Consider the following 15,520-nt stretch of genomic DNA (forward strand, 5'->3'; position numbering starts at 1 on the left):
GCGTCCCGACTCCGGTGACGACTCCGGCCGCGCCGGGCGTCACCCCGGTGGAACTGCACTCTGCCCGCTCGGTGCTCGGCGGTAAGGCCTCCCGCGTCCAGCGCGTGGGGCGGAGCCTGCCCTTCGGGGACCCACGGCACCTCGAGGCACACCAGTGGCTGGTCGACGAGGCATGGCTCCTCGACGCCCAGTCCTACGAAGCCTGGCTGGAACTGCTCACCGAGGACATCCACTACCTCATGCCCGTGCGGGTGACCACCGCGCTCGGCGCGGGGTTCGACACCTCGCCGGGCATGGCCCACTTCGACGAGGACAAGTACTCGCTGTCCCGGCGGGTAGCCCGCTTCCTCACCGAGCACGCGTGGACGGAGGACCCTCCCTCACGCCTCCGCCACCACCTCACCAATGTGCGGACGTTCGCCACCGAGGACGCCGACCACCTGATCGTGGACTCCGCGACCCTGCTCTTCCGCAACCGCGGTGACGTCCGCGAGGGGTCGTTCGTCTCGGCAGGTCGGGAGGACCTGCTCCGCCGGACATCGGACGGTTGGAAGCTGGCCCGTCGGACGATCATGGTCGATGACTCGGTGATGCGCATGCAGAACCTGGCCATCTTCCTGTGACGGGCGGACTCCGGAGGAGACGGGTGCGATGACTCTGCACTGGGAGGGCGAGGAGGACGATGCCGCGGCGGCCCGCCGCGCCGCGGCCGACCGCGCCGGGTTGCTCGAGGGCGCACGGGGCGATGCGATCACGATCGCCAACGAGTTCGCCGAGGTACGCGTCATCCGGGTGGACACGCGCAACGGCTCACGGCTTCTGATTGAGTCGCCGAAGTCCGGGCAGTGGGTCGCACTGGATCCCCTGGAGCTGGAGTCGCTCACCTGGCAGAGCACCGCCACCTTTTCGGCGATGATCGGGAATCCGTTCGGCCCCCTCATCCCGGAGGCGACCGGGGGCATCGTCACAGGCGATGCTCCGGACGGACCGGCGGACGGCCCGGTCCGCGAGGTGGGCCGGTGAGCGGCCCGGGGGCCGGCTGGCTCGAGGGACAGCGCGCGCTGATCGTGGGCGCGGGCTCCGGGATCGGCCGGGCGGTGGTGGATGCGTTTCTTGCCGAGGGAGCGCGGGTGGCCGTCCTCGAACGGGACGCGGACAAGGCCGCGGCCCTGGCGCAGGAGCTGCCCGAGGTCCCCGTGACCGTCGGGGACGCCGCCACGCGGTCTGCGAACGACGAGGCAGTCGCAGGCGCGGTCGCCCGGTTGGGCGGCCTGGACACCCTCGTCAGCTGCGTGGGCATCTTCGACTACTACCGGAGCATCGAGGACCTCGACGCGGACGTCCTCGACGGTGCCTTCGACGAGATGTTCCACCCGAACGTCAAGTCCCTCCTGCACTCGGTGAAGGCGGCCTTGCCCGAGCTCAAACGGTCGGGCGCGGGCACCGTCGTGCTGACCGAGTCCACGTCCGCGTACTACGCAGGCCGCGGTGGCGTTCTCTACGTCGCCTCGAAGTTCGCCGTCCGTGGGATGGTCAGCGCGCTCGCCCACGACCTCGCCCCCGAGGTGCGGGTCAACGGCGTCGCTCCGGGAGGGACCCTCAACACCGACCTGCGGGGTCTGCCCAGCCTGGGACTTTCGACGCGCAGCCTCGGTGCAGCGCCGGACAGGGCCGCGGAGATGGCCGCGCGCGTGCCGCTGCAGGTGGCGCTCTCCGGCGAGGACCATGCCTGGAGCTATGTCTTCCTTGCCGCCCGGCGCAACCGGGGTATTACCGGGACCACCGTCCACACCGATGGCGGCGTGGGTGTGTCGGCGCCCCGGAAGCGTTCCTGAATGGCTGCCGGCAGAGGTTCCGGAACGGGTTCGAGAGGAGAAGTGTGGTGCCGAGGCTGAAGGCGGACTTCGAGGCGTGCCAGGGATACGCGAACTGCGTGGACGCCACTCCTGATGTCTACGACATCGACGACGACGGCGTGGTCGTGCTCCTCAAGGAGGAGATCACCGAAGCGGAGCGGCCTCGCATCGAGGAGGCCGCCCGCAGCTGCCCGGTGAACGCTTTGTGGATCGAGGACGAGTGAGCACCCCGCCCGACGCGGCGGGGCACACCCCTGTCGTCGTCATCGTCGGGTCGTCGATCGGCGGGGTCCGCGCTGCTCAGGCCCTCCGCAGCGAAGGTTTTCGCGGTCGCATCCTCCTCGTCGGCGAGGAGGAGGCGCTGCCGTACGACAAGCCGCCCCTGTCCAAGCAGTTCCTCGTGGGACAATGGGATGCCGACAAGGTCGGTCTGCTCACCGAGGACGCCGCCGCCCGTGACCGCATCGAGCTGCGTCTCGGTGTCGGGGCCACCCGGCTCGACGTGGCGGAGCGCAGGGTGTGGCTGTCGGACGGGGCGGACCTGGCTTACGACTGGCTGATCATCGCGACGGGTGCGTCGGCGCGCCCGAGCCCTTGGCGGCCGGGGTCGGGGGTGCACGTCGTGCGGACCCTCGGAGACAGCGGATCGCTGCGCGAAGAGCTCCGGCGGCCGGGGCCGGTGGTGGTCGTGGGCGGTGGCTTCATCGGAGCCGAGGCGGCGGCCACCGCGCGGGCGCTCGGCCACGAGGTCACCGTCGTCGACCCGATGCCCACGCCGATCGGCCGCGTGGTGGGGCCGGAGATCGGCCGGTACTTCACCGACCTGCACCACCGGCACGGCGTCGAGACCCGCTTCGGTGTGGGCGTCGAGCGGATCGAGGGTGAAGCTGGTGACCTACGCGTCGGACTGACGGACGGCTCGACCGTTCAGGCGGCGACGGTCGTCGTCGGTATCGGTGCCGTCCCCAATGACGGCTGGCTCGCCGACTCAGGTCTCCCGCTCGACAACGGCATCCTCTGCGACGAGTACTGCCGGACCCTGGACGCGCCGAACGTGTTCGCCATCGGTGACGTGGCCCGGTGGTTCCACCCCAGGCACCGCGAACGTCTGCGGGTGGAGCACTGGACGAACGCGGTCGAGATGGCGGTGTGTGCGGCCCACAACATCGCGCACCCGGAGGACCTCCGCGCACACAGTCCCGTGGAGTATGTCTGGAGCGACCAGTACGACTGGAAGATCCAGATCGTCGGCCGGCCCACCCAGGGCAGCCGGCATGAACTCGTCGGAGACCTCGAGGGGGAGAAGCCCCGGGCTGCGGTGCTCTACACCGATGACCGCGGGCGCCTCCATGGCGCGGTGACGGTCAACTGGCCCAAGGCACTCGTCCAGTGCCGGCGCCTGATGACCGGGGGAGCTGGCTTCGACGAGGCCCTGGAACGGATCTCCGCGCTGGGGGGTGCGTCCGGGCACCCGCAGGAGGGGGTCCGGGAGACGCGCCCCGGCACGGGGGAGCGAGCCGGGGGAGCGTGACCAGCGCCACCCCCCCTTTCGGGAGGTCGAACCCTGCACTCGAGCCGCTGCGGTGCACAGCCGACGTAGCCTCGGGGGGTGACCGACTTGTCTCCGCCTCCTGCTGTGTTGGGCTATGGAGCCGTCCCACAGTATCCGATCGAGTCGGTGGACAACGCCTTGAAGGTGCTCCTGCTTCTTGGCGAGCGGCCCAACCTGCGCCTCACCGACGTGAGCAAGTACCTGGGTGTCGCCTCGTCCACGGCGCACCGGCTGCTGGCCATGCTGCAGTACCGGGGGTTCATCAGTCAGGACGGCGCGACTCGCGGCTACGTCAGCGGTCCGACGCTGGACGGTCTCACCTACGGTGTCCTGCGGCGCCTGGACGTCCGAACGCGAGCCCGCACGGTGCTGGAGCGGCTCAACGCGGAGCTGCAGGAGACCGTGCATCTCGGCCGTCTCGAGGGCGCCGACGTCCACTTCGTCGACTCCATCGAGAGCTCGCGCGCCTTGCGCGTCGTCGGCCGGCTCGGCCGGTTCCTGCCGGCACACTGCACATCGACGGGCAAGGTCCTGCTGGCGGAGCTCTCGGGGGAGGAGTTGCGCAGACTGTATCCGTCCGAGGACCTGGTGGCGGTGACCCCGCAGACCATCGGTACTCGCACGGAGCTGGAGGCCGCACTCGCCGAGGTGCGCTCGCAGGGTTTCGCCTGCAGCCAGGAGGAGAGCGAGGAGGGCGTCAGCTCGATCGCCGTCTGCCTGCGCTTGACGCGGTCCCCCCGACTGGCCATCAACGCCGCGGTCCCGAGCAGCCGGATGACCGACGAGGTCCGCGCGGACATCGTCAAGCGGCTGATGGTCGCAGTGGAGGAGCTCGAGAGCCTGCTGCTGTAGGGGGCGCGCGAACAGGCCCCGGCCGGACGCGAAACCGGCCGTGACCGACGACATCCGCGATCTGTCGGTGCGCACCTCGGTACTCGGGGCCCGCCTGCTGGTGCCCCTCTGCCTGGGCGTGACGCTCAATGCCGTCAATTCGACGATGATCGCCACGGCATTGGTGCCGATCAGCCGCGACCTCGGCGTGGACGCTGCGGCGGTCGCTTGGTTGATCTCCGTGATGTACCTCGCCAGTGCGATCGGGCAGCCCGTGGCCGGCCGGCTGGCCGACCAGTTCGGAGCACGGCGGGTCTTCCTCGCCGGGGGTGTCCTGGTGGCCATTGCCGGAGTCCTCGGGACCTTCGGGCCGACGTTCGGCTGGCTCGTGGCCGCCCGGGCGGTCGTCGGTCTGGGGACCGGCGCAGCGTATCCGGCCGCGGTGGCGATGATCCGCGAGCGTACGGGGCCGACGGAGGAGGAGTCGGCGGCGCGCGCCCTCGGTATTCTCAATACCGCCAGCCTGGTCATGCTCACCGCCGGGCCGCCGCTGGGCGGGCTCCTCGTCGACACGATCGGCTGGCGCGCGACCTTCGCCGTCAACGCGCCGCTCGGCGTCCTCGTCCTGGCCCTCGGCCTGCGCTACCTCCCGCGCTCGCTGCCACGCACCCGTACGACGTCCGCGTGGCGGCTGGTCGACGTCCCGGGGGTGCTGTTGTTCAGCGCGACGGTGTCGCTGCTGCTCGTCGTGCTGCTGCAGGTTCCCCGGCCGCCGTGGGCGACTCTGGCCGGCCTCGTCGTCAGCCTGGTGCTGCTCGTCCTCGTCGAGCGCCGTGTCGACCGGCCCTTCCTCGACGTCCGCATGCTCGCGCAGAACCGTGCGCTGGTCCTGGCGTACCTTCGCCTGGTCCTGAGCTTCCTCGCCGTCTACGGCGTGCTCTTCGGGCTGACTCCATGGCTGCAGGGAGGCCGGGGCCTCTCCGCGAGCGCGGCCGGACTGCTGCTGCTCGGCATGTCCGCCGTCGGCACCGTGGTCGCCCCGCTCGCTGCCCGCGGCTCGCGTCAGCTGTGGCCGCTGGTCTTCACCGCGCTCGCCCTTCTGGCCGGAAGTCTGGCTCTGACGTTCCTGGACGGGGCGACGCCGGTGGTGGTCCTGGCCATCGTCATCGGTTTGTTCGGCCTGCCCAACGGCATGGGGCAGGTGGCCAATCAGATCGTCGTATTCCGGGTGGCCCCGGCCGAGCAGGTCGGCGCCGCCACCGGACTGTCCCGGACGGCGCAGTACACCGGGGCCATGGTTGCCACGAGCGTCACGGGGCTTGCCTACGCCGACGGCGTCGGGCAGACCGGCCTTCACGTCCTGGGATGGGCGTTCACCGTCGCAGGCGTGATCCTGCTCGCGGTGACCGTCGGCGATCGCAGCCTGCGCCACAGGTCGTGACCGGAGCGGCCGGCGTCCAGCCGAGGAGCACCGGAGGTGGGTGAGGCGCTGGCCGTGAGCTCGTTGTTCCTGTTCAGCGCCAACGTCCTCCTGGTCGGCGCCGCCGGTCGCCGCTTACCCCAGGATTTGGGCTTCCTGCTGGGGTTGCTGAGCAACGTCGGTTGCGGCGGCGTCGTCGTCCTCGGGCAGTACCTGGTGGCCGGCGAGTCGATGCCCCCGCCCGAGTGGGACGCCCTGGGTGTCTTCGCCGTCGGCGGGCTGCTGACTTCCTACCTCGGGCGCTGGTTCTTCTTCCGCTCGGTGCGCACGATCGGTCCCACCCGCGCGAGCGCCCTGCAGATCACCAACCCGCTGTTCGCCGCGCTGGCCGCGTGGGTGCTGCTCGGGCAGGCGCTGCCGCCGTCGGCCGTCCTCGCCGGAACGGCGGTGCTGGCGGGCCTGTACCTCACGTCGCGTCCGTCCGGCCGCCCGGCGACGGACGCCGCCGTCCCTGGTCAGCGATCGCTGCCCGCGGTCGAGATGGGGCTCGCGCTTCTGGGTGCGGTTGCCTACGGCCTGGGCAACGTGGCCCGTGGTGCGGGGGTGCGCGACTGGGAGGTGCCGGTGGTCGGCAGCCTGGTGGGCGCGGCCGCGGGGCTGCTGCTGCACGCGGTCGTCAGCGGCCAGCGAGGCAAGGTCGTCGCCGCCCTGCGCGATGCCGACCCGGTCGGGCGGCGGTTGTGGTTGCTCTCGGGCGTCCTCACGATCAGCGCCCAGACCTGTCTCATCGCGGCCAGTCTCTACATCCCCGTCGCGGTGGCAGTCGTCATCTCCGCGGCGCTGCCGATCGTCGTCCTGCCCGCCAGCGTTCTGTTCTTCCGTCGCACAGAGATGGTGGGGACAGGAACCGCGGTCGGGGCGCTGCTGGTCCTCGCCGGAGTGGTCGGCCTGACCCTCGGCTGAGGAAACCCGAGCCGACGGGGGCCTTTCTGCGACGGCGCGCTTGCCGGATGCCGTCGGCGGCGTGGTCGCCGGCGCGGACCGCTCGATCCGCGCTGCTTTGTGGGGCGAGCCGGGCGGCGCTCGTTCCGCGGCCTCACCGGCCGGTGTCGTCACCAGCTGGGGCTCAGACGGCCGGAAGGTTCCAGCGACGCTCTCTGTGTAGCAGAATCAGTCACCGCGGCGCGGAAGTGCCGGAGCCCGGTGACGGCCGTCGCCGGCACGAGAGATGGGAGTGACGTGCCCCAGGAACAGTCCGCGGACGGTTCGACAGACCAGCGCCGCGAGCTCGCCAAGGCCAACCACGTCCTGGTCGACCAGGGCATCCTCGACGGCTTCGGTCACGTGAGCGTGCGGTCGGACGAGGACCCGACCACCTTCCTGCTGGCCAGGAACCTCGCGCCGGGGCTGGTACAGCCCCAGGACGTCCAGGTCCTCACGCTCGACGGCGACACCGACGATCCTCGCAAGCCCTATCTGGAGCGCCACATCCACGCCCAGATCTACCGGGCCCGGCCCGACGTCCGGGCGGTGGTGCACAGCCACTCGCCGGCCGTCATCCCCTTCGGCGTATCCAGTGTGCCGCTGCGGCCCATCCTGCACATGGCCGGCTTCCTGGCGCCGCGGGTCCCGGTGTTCGAGGCACGGGACACCATGGGTGCCGGGTCGGACCTTCTCGTGAGCTCGGCCGAGTCTGGCGTGGCGCTCGCCGAGGCGCTGGGCGACGCCGCCGTCGTTCTGATGCGGGGGCACGGGTCCACGACGGTGGGCGGGTCGCTGCCCGAGGTCGTCTACCGCGCCATCTACACCGAAGTCAACGCGCGTGTGCAGGTCGAGGCCGAACGGCTGGGCGCATGCACGTACCTCACCGACGAGGAGGCGGCCGCTACGGTGGCCACCAACACTCCACAGATCGGGCGGGCCTGGCAGTACTGGCAGGACCGCGCCGTCTGACGGCGGGTGAGGGCCCGGTCGACGGTTCGGGTGGCAGGCGCCTGGCCGGTCGGACGCCCTGCTCCGTACGGCACCCTCGACACTTGGAAGGCTGCTCCAAGCAAGTGCTGTCCGGGCGGCCACCGGACCGGTGACCGAGCGAGAAGCCGCGTCCGCTCGGCTGGCCGGCCGGCCGGCGAAGGCTGGCTGGGTGGTTGTCGGACGAGTCCGGAGCGCTGACGCGCCGGTGCAACTCACCTATTCATGGGTTCGTAGGGTGCCACCGGACCAGCCGAGGGGCCGTGCGGTGCCGAGGAGGACCTGGAGGGCGAACAGCGCAGCGAACGACGGCGCGAGCATGAAGCCGCGGCCGACCAAGGCGAGCATGGCGGTCCCGGCGAGGAAGGCCACGGCGCACGGCGGGCCTGTCGATCAGGCCACTGCGCGGTACGGATAGCAGCATCTCCGTGAGTGCCTCGGCGCCGAGCAGTAGGTCCTCACGTTGACGCCGAGGCCCATGTCGGTGGCAGCGAGGGGACGAGGAAGTAGTTGAGCGAAAATGACGCCCAGCCCGAAGTCACCCGTGGCGTACGCGAGTAGGCGCCGGCAAGGAGACATCATCGTGCTCGTCGCAACGCGCCCTAAGCCGACTCCTTCCGTCGCTCGGGCGGCCCCGTGCGCCGCCTGTTCGCGGACCAGCAGCAGGCGGCCGCGACTACGACGCTCCGACCGGCAGGTTCCCGATGATGCACCGTGGCGCTGCGTCCAGAAGTCTATGAACGACGGGCCGACCCGGACGAGGGCGGGCGGCCGCCGCTTCCGTTTGCTTGCGGATCTGCATGCCGGCGGCGGCCACCGCTCGACGGTGGCCGCCTCGATAAGTTCCCCGGAGCTGCGTTGGGGTGCGGCGGGAGCACCGTCAGTTGGGAGCACAGAGCCCGATGAAGAGCCCGCGGCACTAGCCGCGATTAGCCCGAGTGGGGCATCGACGCCACGATCGAAGACAGCGATGAGCGCCCCGAACGTTGCCCGCCTCCCCGTGACTGGTGACCTGATTCTGCTGCCGGCCCGGCGCCAGCACTGCCCGCGAGCAGTGATCCAGCAGGCGGGGAGCCACCTGGTCCGGGGGGCGTCCACGTGAGGACGGGCCGCGCCGAGCCATCCCCCCGCGTCGGCCTCAGTGTCACGCTCGCCGTGACCATGGCCGTCGGTCCGCTTCCGGTGTTCGCGCTGAGCGCGCTCAGCCCGCTGGTCACGCGGGAGCTGGGGTTGTCGGTCGCCGAGTTCGGCGCGCTGTCGACGCTCTCGTTCGCGGTGGCGGCGCCCAGCGCATGGCTGCTCGGGCGGAGCGTCGACCGCTTCCCGCCCCGACTGGTCATGGTGAGCCTGGCCGTGGCGTCCGGTATCGCGCTCGCCCTCACGGCGTACGCGCGGTCATTCGGCTGGCTGGTCGCGGGCGTCGTCCTCGCCGGCGTCGCGATGGCTGGGACGAACCCGGTTACCAATCGGGTCGTATCTTCCCGCGTGGCGGCCGACGAGCGTGGACCGATCATGGGGGCAAAGCAGTCGGGGGTGCAGCTGGGCCAGTTCCTGGCCGGCCTGACGCTCCCGCCGATCGCCGTGGTCCTCGGTTGGCGCGCCGCGGTTGCGACCGCGGCGCTTCTCGTGCTCGCCGGCCTTGCACTGACCTATCGCTTCATCCTCGCGGCGCCCGCCGCTGCCCGAGCGCCCGGCCCGACGCCGCCGGCGGCGCCCCGGTCCCCGCAAATCTGGGGGCTGCTGGCCTACTCCTTCTTCAGCGGTGCCGCGCTGCAATCGACCAACGCCTACCTTCCGCTGTTCGGGTTTGAGCGGCTGTCCTTCAGCGTCGCGAGCGCCGGCCTCCTCGTCGCCGTGATGGGTGGGATCGGCTTGGTGGCGCGAATGGCCTGGGGGCGCGCGACCGGGCGCAGTGCCGACCCCCGGCGGATCCTCACCGTCATGGCGACCTGCGGAGCCGCTGCGATGGCCGTCCTCGTTGCGGCTGCATGGTGGCAGGTCGGCTGGCTGTTGTGGGTCGCAGCCGCGGTTACCGGGGCGACCGTCGTCGCCTCGAACGTTGTTGTGATGATGGCGGTGGTGCGGCTGTCCGACCAGCAGTCCGTCGGCACTGCCTCCGGGCTGCTTTCGCTCGGCCTCTATGCCGGCTTCGCGGTCGGTCCGATCTCGTTCGGCGCCCTCGTCGAGGAAACTGACTACGCCACCGGCTGGGCCGTCACAGCCGCTCTGTACGCCGTCGCCGGCGCCGTCATCGCCGCCTCCCAGCGGTCCCGCTCGCCGCAGCGGCCGCGCCTCCACCCCTCCGCGTCGTAGTCAGCCAGGCACTGCTCCGGGCGCGATCCGTCGACGCTGCCCTGCGTGGACGGCGGAGGTGACCAGCTGAACGCCGGTGAGGCGCGGGCGGTCAGATCGCGGAAGATGGCCAGCCAACCGGCGCCGTCCTCAGCGCTGGTGGCCTGCAGGCCCAGGATCTTCCGGTGCCCGTCGGCGTTCACGCCGGTGGCGACCAGGGCGTGCACGTTGAGCACCCGGCCGCCCTCACGCGCCTTGAGCACAGGGCGTCGGCGGCGACGAACGTGTACGGGTGGGCGTCCAGCGGGCGGTGCCGGAAGTTTGTCCCGCCCCGGGTCTGATGGAGGCTCACAATCGCCGGAGAGCTGTGAGAGACATGGCGGCACCGCGAACGGCCCCGACGTAAACGGTGTCGCGGGACATCTGTGACGGTGTTCCGCGACATCGCAGTCGAGCGGGTGACGGGAATTCCTGGCTGAGATGGCTACCGGGGTCAATCGATGCGCAGGGGGCAGACCTGCTCGGATGCTCGGCGTGCCTGCTCAGCTCGAGGCCGCACCTTCCGATCGCTTCAAGGCCGCGCTCATGGCGGCGGCGAGAGCAGCATCTCGCTCTTGCTCGGCGCGCTGGTAGCGCAGCGCCGCGGTGGGGGAGGCGTGCCCGAGTCGGTGCATCAACTCCCTGGTGGTGGCGCCGTGCCGGGCGGCGAGGGTGGCGCCCCAGCCCCGCAGGTCGTGTAGATGAGAGCCGGGCGGGAGTCCGGCTGCCTCGGCTGCTGGAGCCCACACCCGTGCGGAGAAGTTGTTGCGCCGGATCGGCCCGCCCTTCGGCCCCACGAAGACCAGCCCCTGTGCGCCGGGCTGGGCGTACGTCGCGAGGTGGTGCTCCAGGTCGTCGATGAGGTGCGGCGGGATGGCCACCGTTCGGCGGCCGGCGGCCGACTTCGGCGGTCCGTAGGAGCGTTCCTGCCCGATCACGTCGACGACGGAACTCCGCACGCTCACGGTGCCTGCCGTCAAGTCGAGGTCTTCCCGGCGCAGCGCCGACAGCTCACCGATGCGGAGGCCCGTCCAGGCGGCCAGGAGGATCAGCGATCGCCAGCGATCCTCGACGGCATCGACAAGCGCCTGGACCTGAGCGACCGTGAACATCGGTCGCTCGCTGGATCGTTCCTGCCCCGCCCCACGGATGGAGCACGGGTTACGCGCGATGAGGTTGTCGTCCACCGCCGTGGTGCAGATGGCACGTAGCAGTCGATAGCACTTTGCTGCTGTGACCTGGCCCGGCCCGTCTGGACCGCTGAGCTTCCCGTACCAGCCCCGGATGGCGGACGCGTCCAGCTGCCGCAGCGGCGTCGATCCCAGCGCGGGGGAGATGTGGTTCTTGAGCTGTGCCCGGTACAGCTCGGCTGTGCGGGGGGCCAACGGTTGGCCGCGGACGAGGCGGGTGTCGACCCACCGTTCGGCGTAGACCTCGAGCGTCTCCTGGCCCGCCCTCGGGTCGATCCATCTGCCCGAGTCCAACTCGGTCTGCACCTTGGCGAGCCACCGATTGCCGTCGGCCTTGGTCGCGAACGTGTGCGGCGCCGAGACCTGCTTGCCCGAGGCATCCGGATACCGAGCCTGGTAGCGGCCTGAGGGAAGCCGGCGGACCGTGCCCCAAGCCCTTCGACCCATGACGACCTCCTGCTTCTCTCCGCCGACATGAGATTGCGGTCGTGCCGACCCGGGCGGTGGCAGCTGCGTCGATCGGCGGATAGCCGTCCACCGCTTCCGCGGAGGACTTGACTTCTTCGGGGAGACGTGTCGCTAAGGGAGCCAGAGAGGCTGGCCTCAGCCACGGCCGGCGAGACTTCGCTGCTCGCACGAGGTCGGTCGTGTGGTCGCCGGGGACGACGACCAGATCGGCGCCCTGGTGGCGTGGCGTGACGAGGTTGTTGGACGGGCAGGCATCCCGCTGCCCGGGCCGACTCCCGCGCGCCGCGAGTCGGGCTACCCCTCGCTTGCGACACGTCCTGACTCGATGAAGTCGTCGAGGGTTGAACGCTGGAGCCTGACGTACTTGCCCAGCTTGACGTACGTGATCCGCCGTTGAGCGATCAGCCGACGGACGAACCGCTCTCCGGTTCCGAGGTAGTCCCCGGCCTGCGCGACGGTCAGCAACGGATCGTGCCGATGGGCGAGCGCTGCTCGCTCCGAGGTCGTCCGGGGCATCAGGTGCCGACCTGACAGTCGGGGCACGGCCGTCCAACAAGCCTGCGGCCGGCGACCCGCCAGCACCACGGCCGGCATGGACGACGTCGGGGCCGGGGATGGGCTGCGGGTCTCATGGCCCACAGCCTCGGCAGACAGTTCCGGTCTTCCTGCAGTCGCTGGGAAGTCGGCCCGGTGCCTCGCCGCGACGATGTAGGCGCCCCCGGCGGCCGCGCGGGGACTCCGGGATTGCTAAGGGCGCCGTCCTCCGGGTTATCTCCAGCCCCGGACGGAGCCGGCTACGGACTCTGCCGTGAACCTGCAGAACTTCTCCAGTGAATGGAAGCCGTCAAGGGACCGGAGGCGCGCCGGTGTCACGGTTCTCAGAGGTCATTCGGTCTTCGGCCCCGGCGCACGGACGCTCGTCGCCTCGCACCCCGCGCTGCACCGGACGACGAGGTGTCGTACGACCCGGGTGCACGGTGAGCGCTAGGGTCCTACGCCACGAACGGGTGTCCACCGAACGGGTGATGGGGGGCTGCCGTGGCGCGGCCGCTGCTTCGAGGCGACCGCCTGCAGGCCGCCCGGGAGGCCGCCGGATTGAGCCGGGACGACCTCGCCGAACGTCTAGAGCTGTCGAGCCCGGCAAGAGTCCGCGTGTGGGAGCTGGGCCTGGAGCGTCCGCGGCCCCGGTTCGTGCCCCGACTGGCCGCCGCGGTGGGGATCGAGCCGCTGCACCTGCTCGACGTCGATCCCGACGATCCACCGCTGGCGGCGCTCCGGCTGGCGGCCGGCCTGGCGACGAACGAGATGGGCGCACCGGGTGTGTCCGTCATGACGTACGTGCGACTGGAGGACGGCAGGCCCGGTACCGAGCCGACGGCGGACGCCGTTCACGCCGTGGCCGGACTGCTGGGTGTGGACGAGGCCCGCGTCCAGGCCGCGATCCGTCGCTCGCGCCGTGACTACGCGCCCTTGGCGCCCTCTGGAGGGTGACCGGAGGATTCCTGGAGATTCGGGCTTCCCCTCCCGACGGTCCTCGGTGGTAATTTCCCGCATCCCCTGTCCCGGGAGGCGCCCGTGATCCGCAGGTTGAAGCCGTGCTGTGCGATGGCGGCTGGCCGCGCCCGGGCTCTGGGAACCGAACCGGCGAGCTCGCCGGCCTCGCCAACCAAGACCGTGCCGCGGGCAATCGGTCGGGCGCGGCTCGGCATCGCCACCCTCGGGTCGGTGCTGACGCTCGCCGCATGCGGCACGGACGGGGACGCCACGGAGCAGACCCCGCCCGCGCCATCGGCCTCGGAGACCAGTGCGGTGCCCACGAGCGCCGGCCCGTCGATGGACCCCGACGAGGCGGCGGCCGCCGACGCGGCGATGGCCGTCTACCGGGACGTGACCCGGCTGGCCCAGGACGCGCGCCGCGACCCGACGCAGGACTGGCTGCTGCCCTACGCGCAGCTGACCGCAGACCCCTACCGGTCCGCCGAGCTGCTCGAGATCTCGGCTCTCCGTGATCGCGGTATCGCCCACACCGGCGAGGTGGCCCACGATCCCCAGGTCGTCGCCGTCGACCTCGCCGGTGGCACCGACGGCACCCTCCGCACCGTCAAGATCCAGGACTGCGTCGACACCCAAGATTTCCCCGCCACGGACCAGGCCACCGGTGACGTGGTGAGCGCCGAGCGGCCGCCGCACGTCGCCGTCGCCACGGTCGTCTTCTACCCACCGCCCGAGGACCGCTGGCTCGTCGCCACCGTCGACGTGCAGGACGAGACGTGCTGACCCGTTCCTGGGCGCGCGCAGCCGCCGGCGTCCTGGCGGCCGTCCTCCTCCAGGGCCCGACCGGGGTCGCCACCGCCGCGCCCAACGAGATCTGCCTGCCCTCCGGCTTCTGCTACATCGAGGACATCCGGCCGGCCGTGCCGGGTTCCCCCGTGACCGTTCCGGCCCGGGCCGAGACACCGGCACCGGCACAGTGCACCTCGCCGACCGGCGCCGAGGTGCCCTGCTACGAGGAAAACCTCGGTTGGTACGAGTCGTCCAGCGGCTGCTACCTCAAGCTGATGGACCCTCAGCCCCCTCCCGGCTCGCCGTTGTGGGATGGGCACACTCCCGAGGAGGAGGGTGCCCTCTACGCCGCCAACTGTGCTGTGGGCCCGGGCGGATCGCTCAGTTCCACGGCCACCGGGATCGTCTGGCGTCGCGGGCCACCGGCCGACTTCATCGACCCAGAGGTCCTCGCACAGCGCGCAATCGCCGCCATGCAACTGCAGCCGCCGCTGCTGCGCACCGCACCCCCCCAGGGTTCGGCCAGCGGACTGGTCGGCCTCCCGGTGTGGATGTGGACCGACCGCGCGGAGAACGTCTCCGGACCCATCACCCGCTCCGCTACCGAAGGACCGGTCGCTGTCGAAGCGACCGGCGTGGTCTCCCGCATCGCCTGGGACATGGGCGACGGGACCACCGTCACCTGCGGCCTCGGAACGCCCTACTCAGCCGGCGCCGACGGCCCCTCCCCGGACTGCGGCCACCTCTACGAGCGCGCGTCGGCCAACCACGTGCCCGGCGGCGGACCGTGGCCGATCACTGCTACGACCACGTGGACGGTCACCTGGTCCGGTGGCGGTCGCACCGGCACGGAGGTGGTGCAGCTCTCCTCGACCGGCGAGCTCTTCGTCGGCGAGCTCAACGTGCTCAATCAGGCCCAGGAGCGCTGATGGCCAGGATGCGGACAGCCCCCACCAACGACGTCGTCGAGGGCAACGGCTGGGTGCCCCCGCCACTGCCCCAAGCTCACGCGCTCCCGCCACCACGACGCCGCCGGCGCCCCGCGCTGCTGGCCCTGGCGGTCGCGATGGTGGTGCTCGGCGCGCTCGGTGCCGCCTACCTCGCCACCTCGCTCGGCCAGACGACGTCGGTGATCGCCGTCGCTCGGCCGGTCGCCTGGGGGCAGACGATCACCGCTGGCGATCTCGTAGAGGCGCGCATCGCCGCCGACCCGGCGCTGACCCCGGTTCCGTACACCGACCGCGACCAGGTCATCGGCCGAACGGCAGCAACCGACCTTCTGCCCGGGACACTCCTCACCCGGGACGCGACCACCGATCAGCGGCTCCCTCCGCCCGGTCAACAACTCGTCGGCATCGGACTGCCGGCCGTGCAGTTGCCGGTCACGCCGCTGCGACCCGGGGATGACGTGCTGCTGGTGCCCCTGTCGACGGACGGTCAGGCGGCACCCACCGCTCCTTCGGTCACCGTGGCGGCCACCGTCGTCCGCGCGGGGGAGCCGGGCACGGACGGGCGGCGCGTCGTCGACGTCCTCGTCGACGAATCCGACGGCCCCGACGTAGCCGCCCGCGCAGCCGCCGGGCTGATCGCCCTCGTCATGGTCGCAGGCGAGTAGGCG

General features: G+C 71.4%; 16 protein-coding genes and 1 pseudogene. 14 read left to right on the plus strand and 3 right to left on the minus strand.

Going from position 1 to position 15,520, the window contains the following annotated elements; all coding sequences use genetic code 11:
- The first annotated feature begins 14 nt into the window (after nt 1–14).
- The 10 genes from C5507_RS03835 (at nt 15) to C5507_RS03880 (ending at nt 9,943) form a co-directional block, all read left to right on the plus strand.
- Nucleotides 15–623 (plus strand): 3-phenylpropionate/cinnamic acid dioxygenase subunit beta, encoded by a 609-nt coding sequence (locus C5507_RS03835; RefSeq protein WP_242610933.1) that lies wholly within the window; start codon nt 15–17, stop codon nt 621–623.
- A 28-nt stretch (nt 624–651) separates the two neighbouring features.
- A complete protein-coding gene (locus C5507_RS03840; RefSeq protein ID WP_207225645.1) occupies nt 652–1,023 on the plus strand; it encodes a hypothetical protein in 372 nt (123 codons plus the stop codon).
- Nucleotides 1,020–1,835, plus strand: a complete 816-nt coding sequence (hcaB, locus tag C5507_RS03845; RefSeq protein WP_104527215.1) for a 3-(cis-5,6-dihydroxycyclohexa-1,3-dien-1-yl)propanoate dehydrogenase — start codon at nt 1,020–1,022, stop codon at nt 1,833–1,835. Before C5507_RS03840 ends, hcaB begins: the two co-directional genes overlap by 4 nt.
- A 47-nt stretch (nt 1,836–1,882) precedes the next feature.
- Nucleotides 1,883–2,080 carry a ferredoxin gene (locus C5507_RS03850; RefSeq protein ID WP_104527216.1) on the plus strand — a complete coding sequence of 66 codons (198 nt, stop codon included), beginning with the start codon at nt 1,883–1,885 and terminating at the stop codon, nt 2,078–2,080.
- Entirely contained in the window at nt 2,077–3,387 is a 1,311-nt protein-coding gene (locus C5507_RS03855; RefSeq protein ID WP_104527217.1) for an NAD(P)/FAD-dependent oxidoreductase, read from the plus strand. Before C5507_RS03850 ends, C5507_RS03855 begins: the two co-directional genes overlap by 4 nt.
- Nucleotides 3,388–3,534: 147 nt before the next feature.
- Nucleotides 3,535–4,260, plus strand: coding sequence for an IclR family transcriptional regulator (locus C5507_RS03860; protein ID WP_207225646.1), 726 nt, complete (start codon nt 3,535–3,537; stop codon nt 4,258–4,260).
- A 40-nt stretch (nt 4,261–4,300) separates the two neighbouring features.
- Entirely contained in the window at nt 4,301–5,680 is a 1,380-nt protein-coding gene (locus tag C5507_RS03865) for an MFS transporter (protein WP_104527218.1), read from the plus strand.
- A 36-nt stretch (nt 5,681–5,716) separates the two neighbouring features.
- Nucleotides 5,717–6,622 (plus strand): DMT family transporter, encoded by a 906-nt coding sequence (locus C5507_RS03870; protein ID WP_104527219.1) that lies wholly within the window; start codon nt 5,717–5,719, stop codon nt 6,620–6,622.
- 276 nt (nt 6,623–6,898) lie between these two features.
- Entirely contained in the window at nt 6,899–7,612 is a 714-nt protein-coding gene (locus tag C5507_RS03875; protein WP_104527220.1) for a class II aldolase/adducin family protein, read from the plus strand.
- 1,179 nt (nt 7,613–8,791) lie between these two features.
- Nucleotides 8,792–9,943 (plus strand): MFS transporter, encoded by a 1,152-nt coding sequence (locus tag C5507_RS03880; protein ID WP_242611352.1) that lies wholly within the window; start codon nt 8,792–8,794, stop codon nt 9,941–9,943.
- A 12-nt stretch (nt 9,944–9,955) separates the two neighbouring features.
- Here the strand turns inward: C5507_RS03880 and C5507_RS03885 are convergent.
- The 3 genes and pseudogenes from C5507_RS03885 to C5507_RS03895 form a co-directional block, all read right to left on the minus strand.
- Nucleotides 9,956–10,241 (minus strand): annotated as a pseudogene (locus tag C5507_RS03885) (transposase); the annotation flags it as partial.
- 223 nt (nt 10,242–10,464) lie between these two features.
- Nucleotides 10,465–11,598: a site-specific integrase gene (locus C5507_RS03890; protein ID WP_104527222.1), complete on the minus strand. Its 1,134-nt coding sequence runs from the start codon at nt 11,596–11,598 to the stop codon at nt 10,465–10,467.
- Nucleotides 11,599–11,913: 315 nt separating this feature from the next.
- Nucleotides 11,914–12,213, minus strand: a complete 300-nt coding sequence (locus C5507_RS03895) for a helix-turn-helix domain-containing protein (protein WP_341272899.1) — start codon at nt 12,211–12,213, stop codon at nt 11,914–11,916.
- Nucleotides 12,214–12,657: 444 nt separating this feature from the next.
- Here C5507_RS03895 and C5507_RS03900 point away from each other — a divergent pair, with 444 nt between their 5' ends.
- The 4 genes from C5507_RS03900 (at nt 12,658) to C5507_RS03915 (ending at nt 15,517) form a co-directional block, all read left to right on the plus strand.
- Nucleotides 12,658–13,110, plus strand: coding sequence for a helix-turn-helix domain-containing protein (locus C5507_RS03900; protein WP_104527224.1), 453 nt, complete (start codon nt 12,658–12,660; stop codon nt 13,108–13,110).
- A gap of 318 nt (nt 13,111–13,428) precedes the next feature.
- Entirely contained in the window at nt 13,429–13,896 is a 468-nt protein-coding gene (locus C5507_RS03905) for a hypothetical protein (protein WP_158657504.1), read from the plus strand.
- On the plus strand, nt 13,890–14,831 hold the full coding sequence (locus tag C5507_RS03910) for an ATP/GTP-binding protein (protein WP_242610934.1): 942 nt from the start codon (nt 13,890–13,892) through the stop codon (nt 14,829–14,831). The genes C5507_RS03905 and C5507_RS03910 overlap by 7 nt, the downstream gene beginning before the upstream one ends.
- Nucleotides 14,831–15,517 (plus strand): SAF domain-containing protein, encoded by a 687-nt coding sequence (locus tag C5507_RS03915; protein ID WP_242610935.1) that lies wholly within the window; start codon nt 14,831–14,833, stop codon nt 15,515–15,517. Before C5507_RS03910 ends, C5507_RS03915 begins: the two co-directional genes overlap by 1 nt.
- Nucleotides 15,518–15,520: the final 3 nt, after the last annotated feature.

This window comes from Blastococcus saxobsidens (assembly GCF_002938435.1).
GTDB classification, from domain to species: Bacteria; Actinomycetota; Actinomycetes; order Mycobacteriales; family Geodermatophilaceae; genus Blastococcus; species Blastococcus saxobsidens.